The organism is Roseovarius gahaiensis (assembly GCF_011601345.1).
Lineage (GTDB): Bacteria > Pseudomonadota > Alphaproteobacteria > Rhodobacterales > Rhodobacteraceae > Roseovarius > Roseovarius gahaiensis.
On record NZ_JAAORB010000033.1, the window covers coordinates 19,393 to 35,983 of the forward strand.

The 16,591-nt window shown below is 59.4% G+C and carries 17 protein-coding genes and 1 riboswitch; of the genes, 6 read left to right on the forward strand and 11 right to left on the reverse strand.

The features are described from left to right. Positions 1 to 2 precede the first annotated feature (2 nt). From HAT86_RS13330 to HAT86_RS13345, 4 genes are all read right to left on the reverse strand, one after another. Positions 3 to 635: an acyl-homoserine-lactone synthase gene (locus tag HAT86_RS13330; RefSeq protein WP_167198676.1), complete on the reverse strand. Its 633-nt coding sequence runs from the start codon at positions 633 to 635 to the stop codon at positions 3 to 5. A gap of 118 nt (positions 636 to 753) precedes the next feature. Next, positions 754 to 1,488 carry a helix-turn-helix transcriptional regulator gene (locus tag HAT86_RS13335; RefSeq protein ID WP_231125911.1) on the reverse strand — a complete coding sequence of 245 codons (735 nt, stop codon included), beginning with the start codon at positions 1,486 to 1,488 and terminating at the stop codon, positions 754 to 756. A gap of 361 nt (positions 1,489 to 1,849) precedes the next feature. Then, complete coding sequence (gene ccrA / locus HAT86_RS13340; protein ID WP_167198679.1) at positions 1,850 to 3,136, reverse strand: crotonyl-CoA carboxylase/reductase; 1,287 nt, start codon at positions 3,134 to 3,136, stop codon at positions 1,850 to 1,852. Between the two features lie 134 nt (positions 3,137 to 3,270). Continuing rightward, positions 3,271 to 4,650 carry a 1-acyl-sn-glycerol-3-phosphate acyltransferase gene (locus tag HAT86_RS13345; RefSeq protein ID WP_167198682.1) on the reverse strand — a complete coding sequence of 460 codons (1,380 nt, stop codon included), beginning with the start codon at positions 4,648 to 4,650 and terminating at the stop codon, positions 3,271 to 3,273. A gap of 136 nt (positions 4,651 to 4,786) precedes the next feature. On the opposite strand from HAT86_RS13345, the gene HAT86_RS13350 reads away from it, so the two are divergent. Beyond that, positions 4,787 to 6,766, forward strand: a complete 1,980-nt coding sequence (locus HAT86_RS13350; RefSeq protein ID WP_167198686.1) for a protein meaA — start codon at positions 4,787 to 4,789, stop codon at positions 6,764 to 6,766. 91 nt (positions 6,767 to 6,857) lie between these two features. Here the strand turns inward: HAT86_RS13350 and HAT86_RS13355 are convergent, their stop codons facing one another. Next, positions 6,858 to 7,211, reverse strand: a complete 354-nt coding sequence (locus tag HAT86_RS13355) for a DUF4168 domain-containing protein (protein ID WP_167198689.1) — start codon at positions 7,209 to 7,211, stop codon at positions 6,858 to 6,860. A 213-nt stretch (positions 7,212 to 7,424) separates the two neighbouring features. Here HAT86_RS13355 and HAT86_RS13360 point away from each other — a divergent pair, with 213 nt between their 5' ends. From HAT86_RS13360 to HAT86_RS13375, 4 genes are all read left to right on the forward strand, one after another. Further along, positions 7,425 to 7,865, forward strand: a complete 441-nt coding sequence (locus tag HAT86_RS13360; RefSeq protein WP_167198692.1) for a GNAT family N-acetyltransferase — start codon at positions 7,425 to 7,427, stop codon at positions 7,863 to 7,865. 10 nt (positions 7,866 to 7,875) lie between these two features. Beyond that, complete coding sequence (gene deoD, locus HAT86_RS13365; protein WP_167198695.1) at positions 7,876 to 8,583, forward strand: purine-nucleoside phosphorylase; 708 nt, start codon at positions 7,876 to 7,878, stop codon at positions 8,581 to 8,583. A gap of 76 nt (positions 8,584 to 8,659) precedes the next feature. Next, a complete protein-coding gene (locus tag HAT86_RS13370; protein ID WP_167198698.1) occupies positions 8,660 to 8,896 on the forward strand; it encodes an Lrp/AsnC ligand binding domain-containing protein in 237 nt (78 codons plus the stop codon). Positions 8,897 to 8,936: 40 nt separating this feature from the next. After that, the gene (locus HAT86_RS13375; protein ID WP_167198701.1) at positions 8,937 to 10,079 is read left to right on the forward strand and encodes an ABC transporter substrate-binding protein; all 1,143 of its coding nucleotides are present in this window, start codon (positions 8,937 to 8,939) and stop codon (positions 10,077 to 10,079) included. Between the two features lie 45 nt (positions 10,080 to 10,124). On the opposite strand, the gene HAT86_RS13380 is transcribed toward HAT86_RS13375, so the two are convergent. From HAT86_RS13380 to thiD, 6 genes are read right to left on the reverse strand one after another with little or no spacing between them, the layout of a single operon-like run. Then, positions 10,125 to 11,090: a HesA/MoeB/ThiF family protein gene (locus tag HAT86_RS13380; RefSeq protein ID WP_167198704.1), complete on the reverse strand. Its 966-nt coding sequence runs from the start codon at positions 11,088 to 11,090 to the stop codon at positions 10,125 to 10,127. Then, positions 11,087 to 11,683, reverse strand: coding sequence for a thiamine phosphate synthase (locus HAT86_RS13385; RefSeq protein ID WP_167198707.1), 597 nt, complete (start codon positions 11,681 to 11,683; stop codon positions 11,087 to 11,089). Before HAT86_RS13385 ends, HAT86_RS13380 begins: the two co-directional genes overlap by 4 nt. Further along, entirely contained in the window at positions 11,680 to 12,453 is a 774-nt protein-coding gene (locus HAT86_RS13390) for a thiazole synthase (RefSeq protein ID WP_167198710.1), read from the reverse strand. Before HAT86_RS13390 ends, HAT86_RS13385 begins: the two co-directional genes overlap by 4 nt. A 3-nt stretch (positions 12,454 to 12,456) precedes the next feature. Further along, the gene (gene thiS, locus HAT86_RS13395) at positions 12,457 to 12,654 is read right to left on the reverse strand and encodes a sulfur carrier protein ThiS (RefSeq protein WP_167198713.1); all 198 of its coding nucleotides are present in this window, start codon (positions 12,652 to 12,654) and stop codon (positions 12,457 to 12,459) included. Continuing rightward, the gene (gene thiO, locus HAT86_RS13400; RefSeq protein ID WP_167198716.1) at positions 12,632 to 13,618 is read right to left on the reverse strand and encodes a glycine oxidase ThiO; all 987 of its coding nucleotides are present in this window, start codon (positions 13,616 to 13,618) and stop codon (positions 12,632 to 12,634) included. The genes thiS and thiO overlap by 23 nt, the downstream gene beginning before the upstream one ends. Continuing rightward, a complete protein-coding gene (gene thiD / locus HAT86_RS13405; RefSeq protein WP_167198720.1) occupies positions 13,615 to 14,418 on the reverse strand; it encodes a bifunctional hydroxymethylpyrimidine kinase/phosphomethylpyrimidine kinase in 804 nt (267 codons plus the stop codon). Before thiD ends, thiO begins: the two co-directional genes overlap by 4 nt. Before the next feature lie 56 nt (positions 14,419 to 14,474). Beyond that, a riboswitch (TPP riboswitch) is annotated at positions 14,475 to 14,574 on the reverse strand. Positions 14,575 to 14,874: 300 nt separating this feature from the next. On the opposite strand from thiD, the gene HAT86_RS13410 reads away from it, so the two are divergent. Next, positions 14,875 to 16,389, forward strand: coding sequence for a malonate--CoA ligase (locus HAT86_RS13410; protein WP_167198723.1), 1,515 nt, complete (start codon positions 14,875 to 14,877; stop codon positions 16,387 to 16,389). Positions 16,390 to 16,591 lie beyond the last annotated feature (202 nt).

The window sequence follows — 16,591 nt, forward strand, 5'->3', positions numbered from 1 at the left end:
CTTTATGCGGTCAACCTGAGCGGCGCAGCATCCCCAAGGCTGCGCCGAAACCACAGCTCGGACACCTCAGGCGACAGACCTGCGCGCCGCGCCACCCGTTGGCGCGCCGCATCGCTGAAGCGCCATAGCCCCACGCTGATCTGGTCGCGCCCCTCCCCTTCGCTGCCCAGAACGTCGGGAGACGCACCAATATGGCGATAGATCCGCACCATGCGCGCATCGAAAACCCCCGCGAATTGGGCGATGCCGAAATGGCGCATAATCTCGCCACCAGCCAGCATCAGCCCTGCCGCCACATTGGACTGCGCACCGCGCGACAGGCAAAACCGGGTGCATTCCCAGATAGCGGGGCTTTGAACCGTATCCCCATTCAGAAGGTGACTGAAATGATCGTTGATCATCACCGGGCCGGTGGTGGGCAGAAACCGCATCGAGCCCTGATGCCGCCCATCGCGCCCCTCCCAGATCACGTAGAGCGGGTTCAGCGCGTCGTATTCATCGCGCTCGAACCCATTGGCATCAACCGACACATCCCAAGACAACCGGGCCTTGAACTGATCGGCCCGGTCGCGAAACATGCCGTCGCGCAGGCGGGCAAAGTGGTGCAACTCATTTCCATAAATATAGCGTAGCATTGCGAACCCTCCGTAAAACTGCCGAAAGGGTCAGGCAAACAGGGTTAAGAACGTCCTGAACAGGCGGGCGCTATCTTTATAGGTTTTTAATAAAATTCAGCCGAATGCCAAGACTGCGTCAGATGACGATAAGACCTCGGCTGAGCGCGCGCGCCACCGCGTGCAGGGTATTGGAGGCCCCCAATTTGAAGCGCGCGGATTCCACATAAGCGCGCAACGTATGCTCGGAAATGGCCAAGGTTTGCGCCACCTGCGCGCGGCTGTAGCCCATGGCCAAGAATGTCATCACGTCCACTTCACGCGGCGACAGGGCCTGTGCCGGTTTCGGTTCACGGTTCGGCTCCAGCTCCAGCGCCTTTTGGTTGAAGTAATGCGCAATCAGAATCAGGTCACGGCGGTGCGCCTCGGCAAATGCAGCCCAATCGTCATCGCTACAGTTATGGCTGACGGTAAACAGTGCGAATTGCCCATTCGGCCCACGCACCGGCACCGAATACCCCTGATTGCCGATCCCGTGGGCAATCGCGTCTTTCTGCAAGGCGCGCGCCGCTTTGCCGGACCAGTCAAGACGCTTCCAGTCTACCGGATGAAACCGCTGATAGCAGCCCTGAATCACCGGGTCTATGCGCAGATATTCCTGCTCAAGATACCGCTGCACCCATTCGGGCGCATAGGTGCCACACCCGTATTGCTCCCCTGCGCCACTGACCCAATGATAGACCATGTGGTCAACGCCGAAATGATCGCGAAATACCTCGATAACCTGCTGAAGATCAGACAGTTCAGACGCGCCTTCTAACGCTTTGAACATGCCGTCCATCGTGTCGAGCCGCAAAGGTAAGGCTGCGGTCATCCGGCTGTGATCCCTTTCCCAAGCGTGCCAGTTCAACCCCTGCCACCAGCCGTGCGTCAGCCAGTTGTTCCGCAAGGGTGGTCATCCCGTTCTGATCGGCAAACCCTTTCAGATCGGCAAGCACGTCAAGTATCCATTCATTTTGCATGACCACAGTCCGCCTGATTGGTTAATGAAAGGTTAATACAACCTTAGCATGCAATTAAATACTACAATACCCGCGCATTATAACCCCCCATTTATAGCGGGGCTGTACCAGCTAGCCCATTGATTGCAGATCACTGCGGTCACAAACACAAAACGCCCGCGATCGGGGCAACCGATTCGCGGGCGCGATGTCGTCCTGTTCGCGATAGAACGTTTACTTTCCGGCTTCGATCACATCTTCGACCGTGCGCAGGCCGGGCTTGGGCGATTGCACCAGCACGGCCATATTGCCGGGTTTGTGCTCATTGCGCAGCATCTGCATGTGGGCGGACGGAATTTCATCCCAAGGAAAGACATCCGACATGCACGGATCAAGACGGCGCTCGATCATCAAGCGGTTTGCCGAGGCGGCCTGTTTGAGATGCGCAAAATGCGAACCCTGCAAGCGCTTCTGGTGCATCCACATGTAGCGCACGTCAAAGGTGCAGTTGAACCCGCTGGTCCCGGCACAGATCACAACCATACCGCCCTTTTTCACCACCAGCGTCGACACAGGAAAGGTCGCCTCGCCGGGGTGTTCGAACACCATGTCGACATTCACGCCCTTGCCGGTGATGTCCCAGATGGCCTTGCCGAATTTGCGGGCTTCTTTCAGCCACTCATTATATTCCGGCGTGTTCACCTTGGGCAGTTGCCCCCAGCAGTTGAAGTCCTTGCGGTTGATTACGCCCTTGGCGCCCTGATCCATCACGAACTGACGCTTGGATTCGTCTGAAATCACGCCAATCGCGTTGGCCCCGGCCGTATTGGCCAGCTGGATCGCATACGATCCCAGACCGCCCGAAGCCCCCCAGACCAGCACGTTCTGGCCGGGCTTCAATTCATGCGGGTGATGGCCAAACAGCATCCGGTAGGCGGTGGCCAGCGTCAGGGTATAACAGGCCGATTCTTCCCATGTCAGGTGCTTGGGTCGCGGCATCAGTTGTTGGGCCTGCACGCGAGTGAACTGCGAGAACGAGCCATCGGGCGTTTCATAGCCCCAGATACGCTGCGTTGGCGAAAACATCGGATCGCCACCGTTGCATTCCTCATCGTTGCCATCATCCTGATTGCAGTGGATCACAACCTCGTCGCCGACCTTCCAGTTTTTCACGGCCGAGCCGACCTGCCATACGATGCCCGCCGCATCCGATCCGGCGATGTGGTACGGTGCGCCATGGCCGTCGAAGGGGCTGATGGGCTCGCCAAGTCCGGCCCAGACGCCGTTGTAGTTGACGCCGGCAGCCATCACCAAAACCAGCACCTCGTTGCTGTCGATCTCCCACGTATCGACAACTTCGACCTCGAAACTCTTGTCGGGTTCGCCATGGCGTTCGCGGCGGATGGCCCACGCATACATCTGCTTGGGCACATGGCCCAGGGGCGGCATCTCGCCGATCTCATAGAGATCTCTCTCGGGTGCGTCGTAAGGGGCGATCCCGGTGTCAGTGTCCAGAGCCATTCTCTGTCTCCTTAAATGTGTCCTTTGCCGCGATGCAGAATCGCAGGAATGCCCGACGGGATACAATTCATCACGCAACAATGCAATGCCAGAGGGGATATTTTTGTAATTTTATGACCTCGCGACTGCAGAAATTAACCGCGGTCCGTGCTGCAATCGCAGAAAAGATGTGCAATCGAGCGCGCATAGAAGGTCAAAAGAGGCTCATCTTCCGGCATGATTGATATCTGACCGTCCGTTTCCACAACCATTTTACGCAGCGTCAGGTTGCGCAAGCCGACCTCGACAGTATAGGCTAGATCATCGCGCGGCAGGTGCACATGGGCCTGTGTCAGACCCTCCAACATAGCGCTCACGTGGCGCTCCAGATCGGCCCGGCTCAGCGGTGCGCCCGCCTTAAGCAGCGCGCGCGCCACCAACGGCACGGGCAACACCGGCACCGCTTGCCCGATCCGCTCCATCAGGAACGCACCAAGTCCCTCAACATCCCCCCCCGGATGGCTGCGCTCGAACTCGGTCAGCGACACCGGCGCGCCGAAACTTACCGCGGCATAGCCGTGCCGATGATAGCGGCGGCGCAGCCATAGCCATAGCTGATGCATGATAAACCGGGCCACCACGCTGATCCGCGCCCGAAACCGCCGGTCGCCACGCTGCCCGGCGGCGACAAGGATACGGTCTTCGAACACCCGGTCATAATTCAGCGCCACAGGCACAAAGACCACATCGCGCGCGTCGTCCCCCCGGCCTTCGACGATATATTTCAAGATGCCCAGTCTCGGCGGCGCCAATCCGCCATCCAAACTCAGCCCTCCCTCGGGGAATACCGCTTGCGCCACGCCACCATCGGTCGCCATGCGCACATAGCGGGACAGAACCCGGCGATACAGCTCATTGCGCGATTTCCGGCGGATGAAATAGGCCCCCATCGACTTGATCAAGCGCGACAGCGGCCAAACCCGCGCCCATTCTCCGACAGCGTAGGACAAGGCCGAGCGTTCAGCGGCCAGCCAAGTGACCAGCACATAATCCATGTTCGAGCGATGGTTCATCACAAACACGACCGTTGCGTTGCGGTCTACCTTGGCCAGTGCTGCCTGGTCGAAATGGCCCAACCGCACCCGATACAGGCTGCGCGACAGCCATTTGGCAATTCGTATCGCGAATCCGAAATAGGCTGTGGCCGAAAACCCCGGCACGATCTCGCGCGCATAGCGCCGAGCCTTTTCAAAGGCCACGTTCTCGGGGATGCCCTCGGCCTGCGCGTGATCGGCAATCGCGCGGCTGACCTCGGGGTCGTAGATCAACCGTTGAATCATGTCGTACCGCCGCGCCAGCTTGAACGGTTCGATCGGGCGTTCCAGCCTCTCGTTCAGCTTGGCCACGGCCCGTTCCATCCGCCGCCGGAAAAACCAGCGCACCGACGGAAACAGGAAATGCGACGCGAACGTCACCGCCGCAAAGGCGACCAGAAGGATCAGCGCCCAAAGGGGCATTTCGACCATCTTACCCATGCAGACAGCAATACAGGGTTTGACGGCATGGTAAATGGCCCCATGCCGCAACGCAGCGAATTGACAGCGCCACATTATTCCATATAAAAACACTTTGACGTAACAAAATTACGCAACTTGATTCACGAGGCCCGCCATGTCGCAGACGCAGAACGAACCGCAACGGGATCGCCCTTGGCTGATCCGCACCTACGCTGGCCATTCGACTGCCAAGGCCTCGAACGCGCTTTACCGCTCAAACCTTGCGCGCGGGCAAACCGGCCTGTCGGTGGCCTTTGATCTGCCCACGCAAACCGGCTATGACAGCGACCACATTCTTGCCAAGGGCGAGGTCGGCAAAGTCGGCGTGCCGGTGTGCCATCTTGGCGATATGCGCACCCTGTTCGACGATATCCCGCTGGAACAGATGAACACCTCGATGACGATCAACGCCACCGCGCCTTGGTTGTTGTCGCTGTATATCGCTGTGGCCGAAGAACAGGGCGCCGATACCAGCCAATTGCAGGGCACTGTTCAGAACGATCTGATCAAGGAATATCTGTCGCGCGGCACCTATATCTGCCCGCCCAAACCCTCGCTGAAACTGATCGGCGACGTGGCAGAATATTGCTATACCAACATTCCAAAATGGAACCCGATGAACGTGTGTTCCTACCACCTGCAAGAGGCTGGCGCGACACCGCAACAGGAACTGGCTTTTGCGCTGGCCACCGCCACCGCCGTGTTGGACGAATTGAAACCGCGCGTCCCGGCCGAGGATTTTCCGCGTCTTGTGGGGCGTATCAGCTTCTTCGTGAACGCGGGCATCCGGTTCGTGACCGAGATGTGCAAGATGCGCGCCTTCGTGGACCTGTGGGATGAGATTTGCGCAGAACGCTATGGCGTGGAAGACCCCAAGTACCGCCGCTTTCGCTATGGTGTGCAGGTGAACTCGCTTGGCCTGACGGAACAACAGCCGGAAAACAACGTTTACCGCATTCTGATCGAAATGCTGGCGGTGACGCTTTCGAAAAAGGCCCGCGCCCGCGCGGTGCAGCTTCCGGCATGGAACGAGGCGCTTGGCCTGCCCCGCCCGTGGGATCAGCAATGGTCGATGCGGATGCAGCAGATTTTGGCCTATGAGACCGACCTGCTGGAATTCGACGACCTGTTCGATGGCAACCCGGCGGTCGACGCCAAGGTCGAGGCCCTAAAAGATGGCGCGCGGCACGAGTTGGCCAATATCGACAGCATGGGCGGTGCAGTGGATGCGATCGAATACATGAAATCGCGTCTGGTGGATAGCAACGCCGACCGCCTGAACAAGATCGAACGCAATGAAACCGTCGTCGTCGGTGTGAACAAATGGACCGAAGGTGAACCCAGCCCCCTGATGGGCGAGGATGGCGGCATCATGGTTGTCGATCCGGCGGTCGAGGCCGATCAGATCGGCCGTTTGAACGAGTGGCGCGCCCAGCGCGACGCGGCAGCGGTTCAAGAGGCGCTGGCCGAATTGCGCGCCGCCGCCGCCGAGGGCCGCAACGTCATGCCCGCCTCGATCAAGGCCGCCAAGGCCGGGGTCACCACCGGCGAATGGGCCGCGCAGATGCGCGCAGTTCACGGCGAATACCGCGGCCCGACAGGCGTCTCTGGCAGCCCGTCGAACAAGACCGAAGGTCTGGACGACATCCGCGAAGCGGTCAATGCCGCGTCCGACAAACTGGGCCGCCGCCTGAAATTCCTTGTTGGAAAGCCGGGGCTTGATGGCCACTCCAACGGGGCCGAGCAAATCGCCTTCCGCGCCCGCGATTGCGGGATGGATATCAGCTATGAAGGTATCCGCCTGACGCCCGAGGAAATCGTCAATGCCGCCATAGAAGATCAGGCGCATGTGGTGGGCCTGTCGATCCTGTCAGGCAGTCACATCCCGCTGGTCGAAGACCTGATGAACCGGATGCGCGAGGCCGGGCTTGGCGACGTGCCGGTGATCGTCGGCGGCATCATCCCAGAAGAAGACGCCAAACGCCTGCGCGATATGGGGGTGGCCCGCGTGTATACTCCCAAAGATTTCGAGTTGAACACGATCATGATGGATATCGTCACCCTGCTTGATCCCAAGGCGGTGGCTGCCGAGTAATCCAGAAGCGAGTTTAGATCATACCCTGACAAAGCAAAGGTCCGATCAGATGACCGGGCCTTTCAAAGATTTTTCGCGTCAATCGTGCCGTTTATTGGTTATCGGCCTGCATATCTTCAAGCTGTGCCACGATGCGTGCGTTCAACTCTTCGTCGTTTTGCGCGATGGCACCGATGGCGCGGTATTCGTCGGCGCTCATGTTGTCGACGTCGTCAATCGCGGTGATGGTCGCGGCCTGCGCTTCTTCGATCAACGCCTGCTGTTCGGCTTCATCCTGTTCTTGCTGGATGCGCGGCATGTATTCTTGGCTCATTTCCTGCACGACCATGACGGCGCTGGCAAAGGCTTCGATCTGGGTATCGGTGATCGACTCGGCGGTGATGTCTGCCGGCGCGGCCTCTTGGGCGGCCAGCGGGGTTGCCAGTGCCAAGGCAACAGCGGTCATGATGGGCGTCAGTTTCGATGTGAAGGTCAATCCATATCTCCGTTTACATGGGTCCGGCCCGGCAATCCCACCGGGCTTGCCTTGGCACATGGGGGATCGGACACCGTAGTGCAAACGCCTGAGCGGAAAAATGCCGTTTGGATCCACACATAATCGGCTGGTATGGTTCGGCAATCCGGGCCAAACTCAGCCCACACTGCCACAGGAGGCCCCATGCAAACCACCATTCGCCCGCTGAAGCCACAGGACCAAACCGCATGGCGTGCCCTGTGGACGGCCTATCTTGAATTCTACGAAACCACCGTGCCCGAGGAGGTTTATCAAACCACCTTTGCCCGCCTGATCGACCCCGACACCCCCCGCCAACAAGCGTTTCTGGCTATACAAGGCGAAACACCCGTGGGATTGGTGCATTACATTTACCATCCACATAACTGGCGGATCGAGGACGTGTGTTACCTGCAAGACCTGTATGCCGATTCGTCCGTGCGCGGCACCGGCGTGGGCCGGGCCCTGATCGAAGCGGTATATGACGCGGCCGATGCCAATGGCACGCCCTCGGTCTACTGGACGACGCAGGATTTCAATGCAGAGGCCCGCAAGCTCTATGATCGCATCGCCACGCTAACTCCTTTCATCAAATATCAACGCTGAAGGCCCACTTATGACAATCCACATCGCCGCCGCCCCCGGCGACATCGCCCCGACCGTGCTGATGCCCGGCGACCCGATGCGCGCCAAATGGGTGGCGGAAACCTTCTTGGACAATCCGCGCTGCGTTAACGATGTGCGTGGCATGTTGGGATACACCGGCACATGGCACGGCAACCCCGTCACCATCCACGGCAGCGGCATGGGCATGCCCAGCCTGTCGATCTATGCCAATGAACTGATCCGCGACTATGGCGCGCGCACCTTGATCCGCATCGGATCATGCGGGGCGATGCAACCGCATGTGAACCTGCGCGACGTGATCCTTGCAATGACGGCCAGCTCGATCAGCACACCGTCTTCCACCCTACTGCGCGAAGTCAACTTTGCCCCCTGCGCCGATTGGGGGCTGTTGCAGGCCGCAGCCAACGCCGCGCAGGCCCACGGCACGACACCGCATATCGGTGGCATCTGGTCTACGGATACCTTTTATGATGACCGCACCGATCTGACCGATCAGCTAACGCGCCACGGCACGCTGGCCGTGGAAATGGAAACCGCCGAGCTTTATACGCTGGCCGCCCGCCATCAGGCCCGCGCGCTTTCGGTGCTGACGGTCAGCGACCATTTGCAAACCGGCGCGGCCCTGCCAAGCGACCAACGTGCAACCGGTTTCGTGGCAATGGTCGAAATTGCCCTTGCCGCGACCTTCCCAGACTGAACAGCCCGCAAAATCACGGTTTCCATTCCACCGCCTTTCGCGTTTAAATACGTCCGCATTCACATGAGGTCACACCATGCGCCCCGTTTTCGTGAACATCCGCTGCAAGCCCGGCACGTCCTATCGCATCGCCGAGGAAATCGCCCTGCGCGAAATCCACTCCGAGCTTTACTCGACCTCCGGGCCGTTTGACCTGCTGCTCAAACTTTACATCCCCGAGGGGGAAGATGTGGGCAAATACATCAACGATCACTTGCTGGACATCAACGGGATCGAACGGACCGAAACCACTCTGACCTTCAAGGCGTTCTGAGCCGGTCCGCAACACAACAATAAAAGGGAGATACCAAACCATGAAACTCAAATCACTTGTGGCCGCCACTTGCATGGCGCTAAGCGCCACCGCAGCACTGGCCGAGGGCGGCAAAGTCAAGGTTGGCATGATCACCACCCTGTCCGGCGGTGGGGCTGGGCTTGGCATCGACTCGCGCGATGGCTTTCTGCTGGCGGCCAAGTTGGCAGGTAATGACAATCTGGACATCGTGGTCGAAGATGATCAGCGCAAGCCCGACATCGCCGTGCAATTGGCCGACAAGATGATCCAAGCCGAAAAGGTCGATGTGCTGACCGGTATCGTCTGGTCCAACCTCGCTATGGCCGTTGTTCCGGCGGCCACCGCACAGGGCAAGTTCTACCTGTCCACCAATGCCGCGCCGTCGATGCTGGCGGGCAAGGGCTGTAACCCCAACTATTTCTCGGTGTCCTACCAGAATGACAATCTGCACGAAGCGGCTGGCGCCTATGTCAAGGATGCGGGCTATACCAATCCCTTCATCCTTGCCCCCAATTATCCCGCTGGTCAGGATAGCCTGACAGGATTCAAACGGCTGTATGGCGGTGAACTGGCAGATGAGGTCTACACCAAGCTGGGCCAAACCGATTACGCCGCCGAAATCGCGCAGATCCGCGCCAGCGGGGCCGATAGCGTCTTTTTCTTCCTGCCCGGCGGCATGGGGATCTCGTTCCTCAAGCAATATGCTGACAGCGGCCTTGACCTGCCGGTGGTTGGCCCGGCCTTCAGCTTTGATCAGGGTATTCTGCAAGCGGTCGGCGACGCGGCGATGGGCGTGAAAAACACCAGCCAATGGAACAAGGATATCGACAACGCGGCCAATGCCACCTTTGTCGAAGAGTTCCAGAAAGAATATGACCGCCTACCGTCGCTTTATGCCGCACAAGGCTATGACACCGCCAACCTGCTGCTTTCGGCCATGGCCAAGGCCGACATATCAGATGCCGATGCCTTCCGCACCGCCCTGAAGGCCGCCGAGTTTGACAGCGTCCGGGGCGATTTCAGCTTTGCCACCAACAATCACCCCATTCAGGACATTTATGTGCGCGAGGTGATCAAAGAGGGTGACGTGTTCACAAACAAGATCATCGCCACCGCGCTTGAAGACCATTCAAACGCCTATATCGACGAGTGCAACATGTGATCTGATCCGGGTGGGCAGGCCTTGGCTTGCCCACCCGTTTGGCGCCTAATCCCCGGCGGCGACCAGAACGATCTCGCCATCCCAGACCTGCGACAGCCGCTCCGCCGCCTGCCATGATCGCAGGCCGGACCGGCAGACCAAAACTGCCCTTTGGCCAGTTTGCGGGCGCGGCCCGTCTGGCCCGAATGCCTCAACCGGCAATCGCGTGGCACTGTCGCAGATCAACGCGGCCTCGCCCGGATCACGTAAATCCACGATGAAATCAGTATCCTGCATGGCTTGTGGCGTGATGAATCCGGGCTGCCAGTCAGGCTCGGGGGCACCATCAAATCGAAACCCGCCAAATCGCATCGCACCGGCATCACAGGTTACCATCTGCCCCAAGGGGCTGGGCGACAGCCCCATCACGACCGCCATGACCATCTGCGCCTGAAGGCTGCCCAGCATCCCCACGACAGGGCCCAGCACGCCATCTTCGGCGCAATTCCCCATGCTTTGCGGCAGGTCCGGGAATATCGCCCGCAAACTTGGTGCATCACAGCAAAATCCGCCTGCATATCCTTCGGTCTGCGTGACCGAGGCGCTGATAAGCGGCAGATTTACAGCCTTACAATGATCCGACAGGATATAACTGGCGGCGAAACTATCGGCGCAATCGACCACAACCTGAACGCCCGCGCAGAAATCTGCCGCGTTCTCAGGGCCAAGCGCGGCCTCGACGGCCTCGATCCGGCAGTCGGCGTTCAGGGCGCGCATCGCATTGGCGGCGACGACCGCCTTGGGCTGGCCCAGATCGCCTTGGCGAAATATCGTTTGTCTGTGCAGGTTTGACAACTCCACGTGATCGGGATCAACCAGCCGGATATGCCCCACCCCGGCTCCGGCCAGATATTGCAGCACCGGCGCAGCCAGCCCGCCGGCCCCGACCACCAACAGACGCGCGGCCTGTAGACGGGCTTGGCCCGCATCACCCACACCGGGCACGGCGATTTGGCGGGCATACCGGGTCATCGTGTGGCGACCACCCATTCGCGCAGCCGGTTTTCCGGGGCGTCGTTCCATGTGATATCTGTCACCGCCGATACGATATCGGCCCCCGCTTCGAACGCGCCTGCGGCCCTCTCAACGCTCATGCCGCCGATCGCGACCAGCGGGATATCACCCACCAAGCCTTTCCATTCGCTAAGTTTTTCCAACCCCTGCTGATGCCATTTCATCTGCTTCAGCTTGGTCGGATAGACAGGCCCAAGCGCCACATAATCCGGGTCCAACGCCAAGGCGCGGTGCAATTCTTCGTGGTCATGCGTGCTAAGGCCCAGCTTGATTCCAGCCCGACGAATGGCAGGAATATCGGCATCGTCCAAGTCTTCCTGCCCCAGATGCACCCAGTCACAGCCAGCATCAATCGCAGCTTGCCAATAATCATTTATGACCAGCGTCGCGCCATACTCTCGGCACAGATCCCGCGCCTGTGCGATTTGCTGGGCAACGATCTGATCTGGCTGATCCTTCACCCGCAATTGCACCAGCTTCACCCCAAGTGGCAACATCCGCTGCAACCACGCGACATCATCGAAAATCGGATAGAAACGATCCAGCGTCATTCAAGAAAGGCCTTTCCAATCAATGGGGTGGATGGTGCCGCCATGTCGCGTGGCGACATCGGATCGGCCTCGAACGCCAGCCGTCCGGCCTCGACCGCGCGGGCAAACCCCTCGGCCATCGCCGCCGGATCGCCAGCCTTGGCCACGGCGGTGTTCAGCAACACTGAGTCAAACCCCATTTCCATCGCCTGCGCCGCCTGACTGGGCAGGCCAAGCCCCGCGTCAACAACCATAGGAATGTCAGGAAATTGCGCCCTAAGGGTCCGCAATCCATAGATATTCGTCAAGCCCAACCCGGTCCCGATCGGTGCGCCCCAAGGCATCAGCACTTTGCAACCGACCTCCAGCAACCGCTCGGCCAGAACAAGATCTTCGGTGGTGTAGGGGAACACCTCGAACCCGTCCTCGGTCAAAATGCGCGCGGCTTCGACCAAGCCGAACGGATCGGGCTGCAAGGTATCGGCGTGGCCGATCACCTCTAGCTTGATCCATTTGGTGTCAAACAATTCGCGGGCCATATGGGCTGTGGTCACCGCCTCGCGCACCGAATAGCACCCGGCCGTGTTGGGCAAAACATGCACGCCCAATTGCGCCACCAGATCCCAAAACGCCGCCCCGGCGCGATCTTGGCCCGCCTCGCGCCGCACCGACACCGTGGCAATTCCCGCGCCAGACCGGCGAAACGCCTGTTCCAACACCGCAGGCGAGGGGTATTGCGCCGTGCCAAGCATCAGGCGCGACCGCACCTCGGTTTCATAAAACGCCACCATTTCCTAGCCTCCTTGCCGCGGTGCGACAATTTCCAGACGATCACCTTCGGTCAGCGTCGTCTGTGCCCGCAAGGGTGCGGGCACGAATGTTTCATTCACCGCTGTCGCCACTTTGGCACCGCCATAGCCCAATTCGTCCAGTATCGCGTCCAATGCCGTGGCTGAAACGTCGTGGCGCTCACCGTTCACGTTGATCTTCATCCATCACCTCCGGTGTTGTGCCCTCAATTACATACTCTGCCACCATCCGGGACAGCGCCGGGGCCAGCAAGAATCCATGGCGGAACAGGCCGTTCACAAAAATCCTGTCGCCTCGACGCCGAATGCGCGGCAGATTGTCGGCAAAGGCCGGGCGCGCATCGACACCGATTTCCAGGATCTCGGCCTCTCCAAAGGCCGGATGCAGGGCATAGGCGGCGTTCAGCAATTCCGCCACAGATTTCAACGTGGCCCGGCTACGTTCACCACTTTCAATTTGCGTCGCGCCCAGCATGAACACCCCGTCGCCGCGCGGCACGATATACAGCGGGTGGCGCGGATGCAGCAGGCGTACTGGCCTGCTCAATTCAACATCGTGGGTTTGCAGAACAACCATTTCGCCTTTTACGCCGCGCAAATCGGTCAGCACGTCGCGGGCCGCCAATCCGCGACAATCAATCACCAAATCACCTTCGGGCGCTTCAGCATCAACCGGCACGCCGTTGTGGTCCAACTGATCCCGCAGGTGATCCAGCGCCGCGCGCGGCACGATATGCGCCTCGTCCTTGAAATACAGCGCGCGGTCAAACCGTGCGCCTAAATCCGGTTCGATGTCTGACAACGCGCTCCTGTCCAGCGCGTTGTGCCGCTCCGTGCGTCGGGCAAAGCGATCAAGTTCGGCGCGGTCACGGCCAAGCGTGACCACCAGCGATCCTTCCCGGTGCACCTGCACCCCGGCGCGCGCCCACCAGTCGGCAGCTTCCTGACCCAATCGAACAACGGGTTCCTCGGTGGTTTCACCCTCGCAAAACGGGGCCAGCATACCGCCCGCCCACCATGAACAGGCATGCGGGCCGGGCTGCGGTTGTGGGTCGACCAGCCGCACGGGGACACCCCGTGCCGTAAGCTCGGTTGCGACACATAGGCCAACCACACCGGCCCCGATGATTGTGATCTCGCGGCTCATGTCCACACCTCATGAAAGTGATGCACCGGGCCGTGGCCGTGGCCCACATGCAACTGGTCCGCCGCACGAATGGCCCCATGTAGCCAAGCATGCGCCCGCGCTGTCGCCGATCGTAAATCCAACCCCTTGGCCAAGCCTGCGGCAATTGCCGAGGACATGCTGCATCCGGTGCCGTGGGTATTGCCCGTGGCGATCCGCGGGGCATCAAAGCTGTGTGTCCCATCATGTTGGATCAAAAGATCTGTGCAGATCGCGTTGGCCGCATGGCCGCCTTTCATCAAAACGGCCGATGGCCCCATGGCCAGCAACGCTTGGCCCTGTGCCTGTGCATCGTCGAGTGTTTCGGCTGACCCGGTACTAAGCAACCGCGCGGCCTCGGGCAGGTTTGGGGTCAACACGGTGGCGCGGGGCAACAAGTGTTCGATCAAGGCGTCAACCGCCTCATCTGCAAGCAAGGGGTCACCGGATTTGGCGACCATCACAGGATCCAGAACAACCGGCCCTTCATAGTCCCGAAGGGCCTTGGCCACAGACCGCAAGATGCCCGGCGTGCCCAGCATGCCGATCTTGATGGCTGCAATGTCGATATCCTGAAGCACCGAAGCGATCTGCGCTTCGATCATGGCTTCACTCACCGCGTCGACCGCCTGCACCCCGACCGTGTTTTGCGCGGTAATCCCGGTGATGGCGCTGGTCCCGTATACGCCAAGGGCCGAAAATGTTTTCAAATCCGCCTGAATACCCGCGCCCCCGCCGCTATCCGAGCCTGCGATTGTAAGGGCCTTGAAAGGTGTCTGCATAGTTTCGCTCCTGCGGCTTTGGGCAGGGCGCATGGGACGCAAGGCACGAAAGCGGCCTCTTGTCATGCTCCGTTCCCTCCGCCGGTATTGTCCGGATCAGGTTCGATGGGTTGGCTACGCCTCTCAGCCCCAAACGGGGCACCCCAACGGATATACATCTAACGTAAACCGATGTTCACAGGCGTTCAAGGGATCAAGCACAGTACAAGTCACAGCGCGTTGCTGGGTCGCACCCTTAACGATAGGGCCTGAGGCTCCGGAATTGACTTTTCGAAGGCTAAGATCTGTGATTCAGTTCAACCTTCAAAAGGCCCGAATGAACAAGAAAGCCGGAACATCAAAAGACACGCGTGATGGGGTGACCCTACAAGGCAAGCGCACAGCCCAAGCGCAATTTGTCGCGAAAAAGATCACGAACCCGTAGGCGGGCCTACCGGCCAAAAAAAGGAAATGAACATGGCAAACCCACTTTATGATCAGTTGTTTGGCAAACATGCCGGTCAGAACACGCCGTTTCTGTTGCTGCCTGACGGAAGCTGCCTCTGCCATGATGACTTCTTGCAGCAGGCCGCGCAAATCGCGAATACATTGAACATGTTGGGCCTCACTCCCGGCGATCGCGTTGCAGTTCAGGTCGAGAAGTCCGCACAGTCGCTGGCCGTTTACGCCGCCTGCGCACAAGCCGGTTTGATTTTCCTGCCGTTGAATACCGCCTACACCGAAGATGAACTGGCCTATTTCATCGAAAACAGCAGCGCCACGTTGATCCTGTGCGACAGCAGCCGCCAAACTGGTATCGCCCCCATCGCCAAGCGGTTGGGCGCACAGTTGGAAACGTTGGATGCTGACGGAAGCGGTAGCCTGATGGACAAGGCCGCCACCTGCGAACGTCAGTTTGCCACCGTGGACCGAAACGGCGATGATCTGGCGGCGTTCCTTTACACATCCGGGACGACAGGCCGCTCGAAAGGCGCTATGCTGACCCAAGACAATCTGTTGTCGAATGCGCAAACCTTGGTGTCGGAGTGGCGGTTTACCGAAAATGACGTGCTGCTGCACGCGCTGCCGATCTTTCATACCCATGGTCTTTTCGTGGCAACCAATGTGACGCTGATCGCCGGTGGCAGCATGATTTTTCTGCCGAAATTCAATCTCGATCAGATGATCGACTGGCTACCACGTGCCACCACAATGATGGGCGTTCCGACATTTTATACCCGGCTGCTAGATGACCCACGCTTTGACCGGGAACTGAGCCAACATATGCGGCTTTTCATCTCTGGATCGGCACCGCTTCTTGCCGAAACCCATGTGCAATTTGAAAACCGCACCGGACACCGGATTTTGGAACGCTACGGCATGACCGAAACCAATATGAACACGTCAAACCCCTACGACGGAGAACGCCGCGCCGGAACGGTTGGTTTTCCGCTGCCGGGCGTGGAGTTGAAAGTGAGCGATCCGGAAACCGGCCAAACCCTGCCCCAAGGGGAAATCGGCCAAATCGAAGTGCGCGGCCCAAATGTGTTCAAAGGCTATTGGCAAATGCCCCAGAAAACCGCCGAAGAACTGCGTGAAGATGGGTATTTCATCACCGGTGATCTGGGACAAATCGATGCCGACGGGTATGTGCACATTGTCGGCCGCAACAAGGATTTGATCATTTCCGGCGGCTACAACATTTACCCCAAGGAAATCGAACTGGTCCTCGACGAACAGCCGGGCGTTCTGGAAAGCGCCGTGATTGGCGTTCCGCATCCTGATTTCGGCGAAACCGTTGTGGCCGTAGTGGTTCCGGCGCCCGATCAAACGCCTGACATCGCGGAGATCAAGGCCAACATCGGCGGTTCTCTGGCGGGCTTCAAACACCCCCGCAAGATTGAAATTCTTGACGCCCTGCCCCGAAATACGATGGGCAAAGTTCAAAAAAATATCCTGCGCGATCGCTATCAGGACATTTTTCAAATCTGACCCTATCATGCGCTCATCAATCAGCAGTCCAAGCCGGATGGCGAGGGCGACGCGCGCGAGGCGATCCGTGGCCTGATCGAAAAGATCGTTGTCACGCCGGTGCCCACGGGCGGCAAGCGCATGGAGCCGGAGTTATTGTCAAATCTGGTGTTTGAGGGTTCTCGGTCATGCGGCGATCTGGTCTGTGGTTGTGGCTTCAATT

Excerpts from the sequence above, each read along its gene's own strand:
- HAT86_RS13380 (WP_167198704.1), bottom strand. The coding sequence starts at position 11,090 with ATGACCCGGTATGCCCGCCAAATCGCCGTGCCCGGTGTGGGTGATGCG.
- thiS (WP_167198713.1), bottom strand. The coding sequence starts at position 12,654 with ATGAAGATCAACGTGAACGGTGAGCGCCACGACGTTTCAGCCACGGCA.
- deoD (WP_167198695.1), top strand. The coding sequence starts at position 7,876 with ATGACAATCCACATCGCCGCCGCCCCCGGCGACATCGCCCCGACCGTG.
- thiO (WP_167198716.1), bottom strand. The coding sequence starts at position 13,618 with ATGAGCCGCGAGATCACAATCATCGGGGCCGGTGTGGTTGGCCTATGT.
- HAT86_RS13370 (WP_167198698.1), top strand. The coding sequence starts at position 8,660 with ATGCGCCCCGTTTTCGTGAACATCCGCTGCAAGCCCGGCACGTCCTAT.
- HAT86_RS13375 (WP_167198701.1), top strand. The coding sequence starts at position 8,937 with ATGAAACTCAAATCACTTGTGGCCGCCACTTGCATGGCGCTAAGCGCC.
- HAT86_RS13355 (WP_167198689.1), bottom strand. The coding sequence starts at position 7,211 with ATGACCGCTGTTGCCTTGGCACTGGCAACCCCGCTGGCCGCCCAAGAG.
- HAT86_RS13345 (WP_167198682.1), bottom strand. The coding sequence starts at position 4,650 with ATGGGTAAGATGGTCGAAATGCCCCTTTGGGCGCTGATCCTTCTGGTC.
- HAT86_RS13360 (WP_167198692.1), top strand. The coding sequence starts at position 7,425 with ATGCAAACCACCATTCGCCCGCTGAAGCCACAGGACCAAACCGCATGG.
- HAT86_RS13350 (WP_167198686.1), top strand. The coding sequence starts at position 4,787 with ATGTCGCAGACGCAGAACGAACCGCAACGGGATCGCCCTTGGCTGATC.
- HAT86_RS13330 (WP_167198676.1), bottom strand. The coding sequence starts at position 635 with ATGCTACGCTATATTTATGGAAATGAGTTGCACCACTTTGCCCGCCTG.
- thiD (WP_167198720.1), bottom strand. The coding sequence starts at position 14,418 with ATGCAGACACCTTTCAAGGCCCTTACAATCGCAGGCTCGGATAGCGGC.
- HAT86_RS13410 (WP_167198723.1), top strand. The coding sequence starts at position 14,875 with ATGGCAAACCCACTTTATGATCAGTTGTTTGGCAAACATGCCGGTCAG.
- ccrA (WP_167198679.1), bottom strand. The coding sequence starts at position 3,136 with ATGGCTCTGGACACTGACACCGGGATCGCCCCTTACGACGCACCCGAG.
- HAT86_RS13390 (WP_167198710.1), bottom strand. The coding sequence starts at position 12,453 with ATGGTGGCGTTTTATGAAACCGAGGTGCGGTCGCGCCTGATGCTTGGC.
- HAT86_RS13335 (WP_231125911.1), bottom strand. The coding sequence starts at position 1,488 with ATGACCGCAGCCTTACCTTTGCGGCTCGACACGATGGACGGCATGTTC.
- HAT86_RS13385 (WP_167198707.1), bottom strand. The coding sequence starts at position 11,683 with ATGACGCTGGATCGTTTCTATCCGATTTTCGATGATGTCGCGTGGTTG.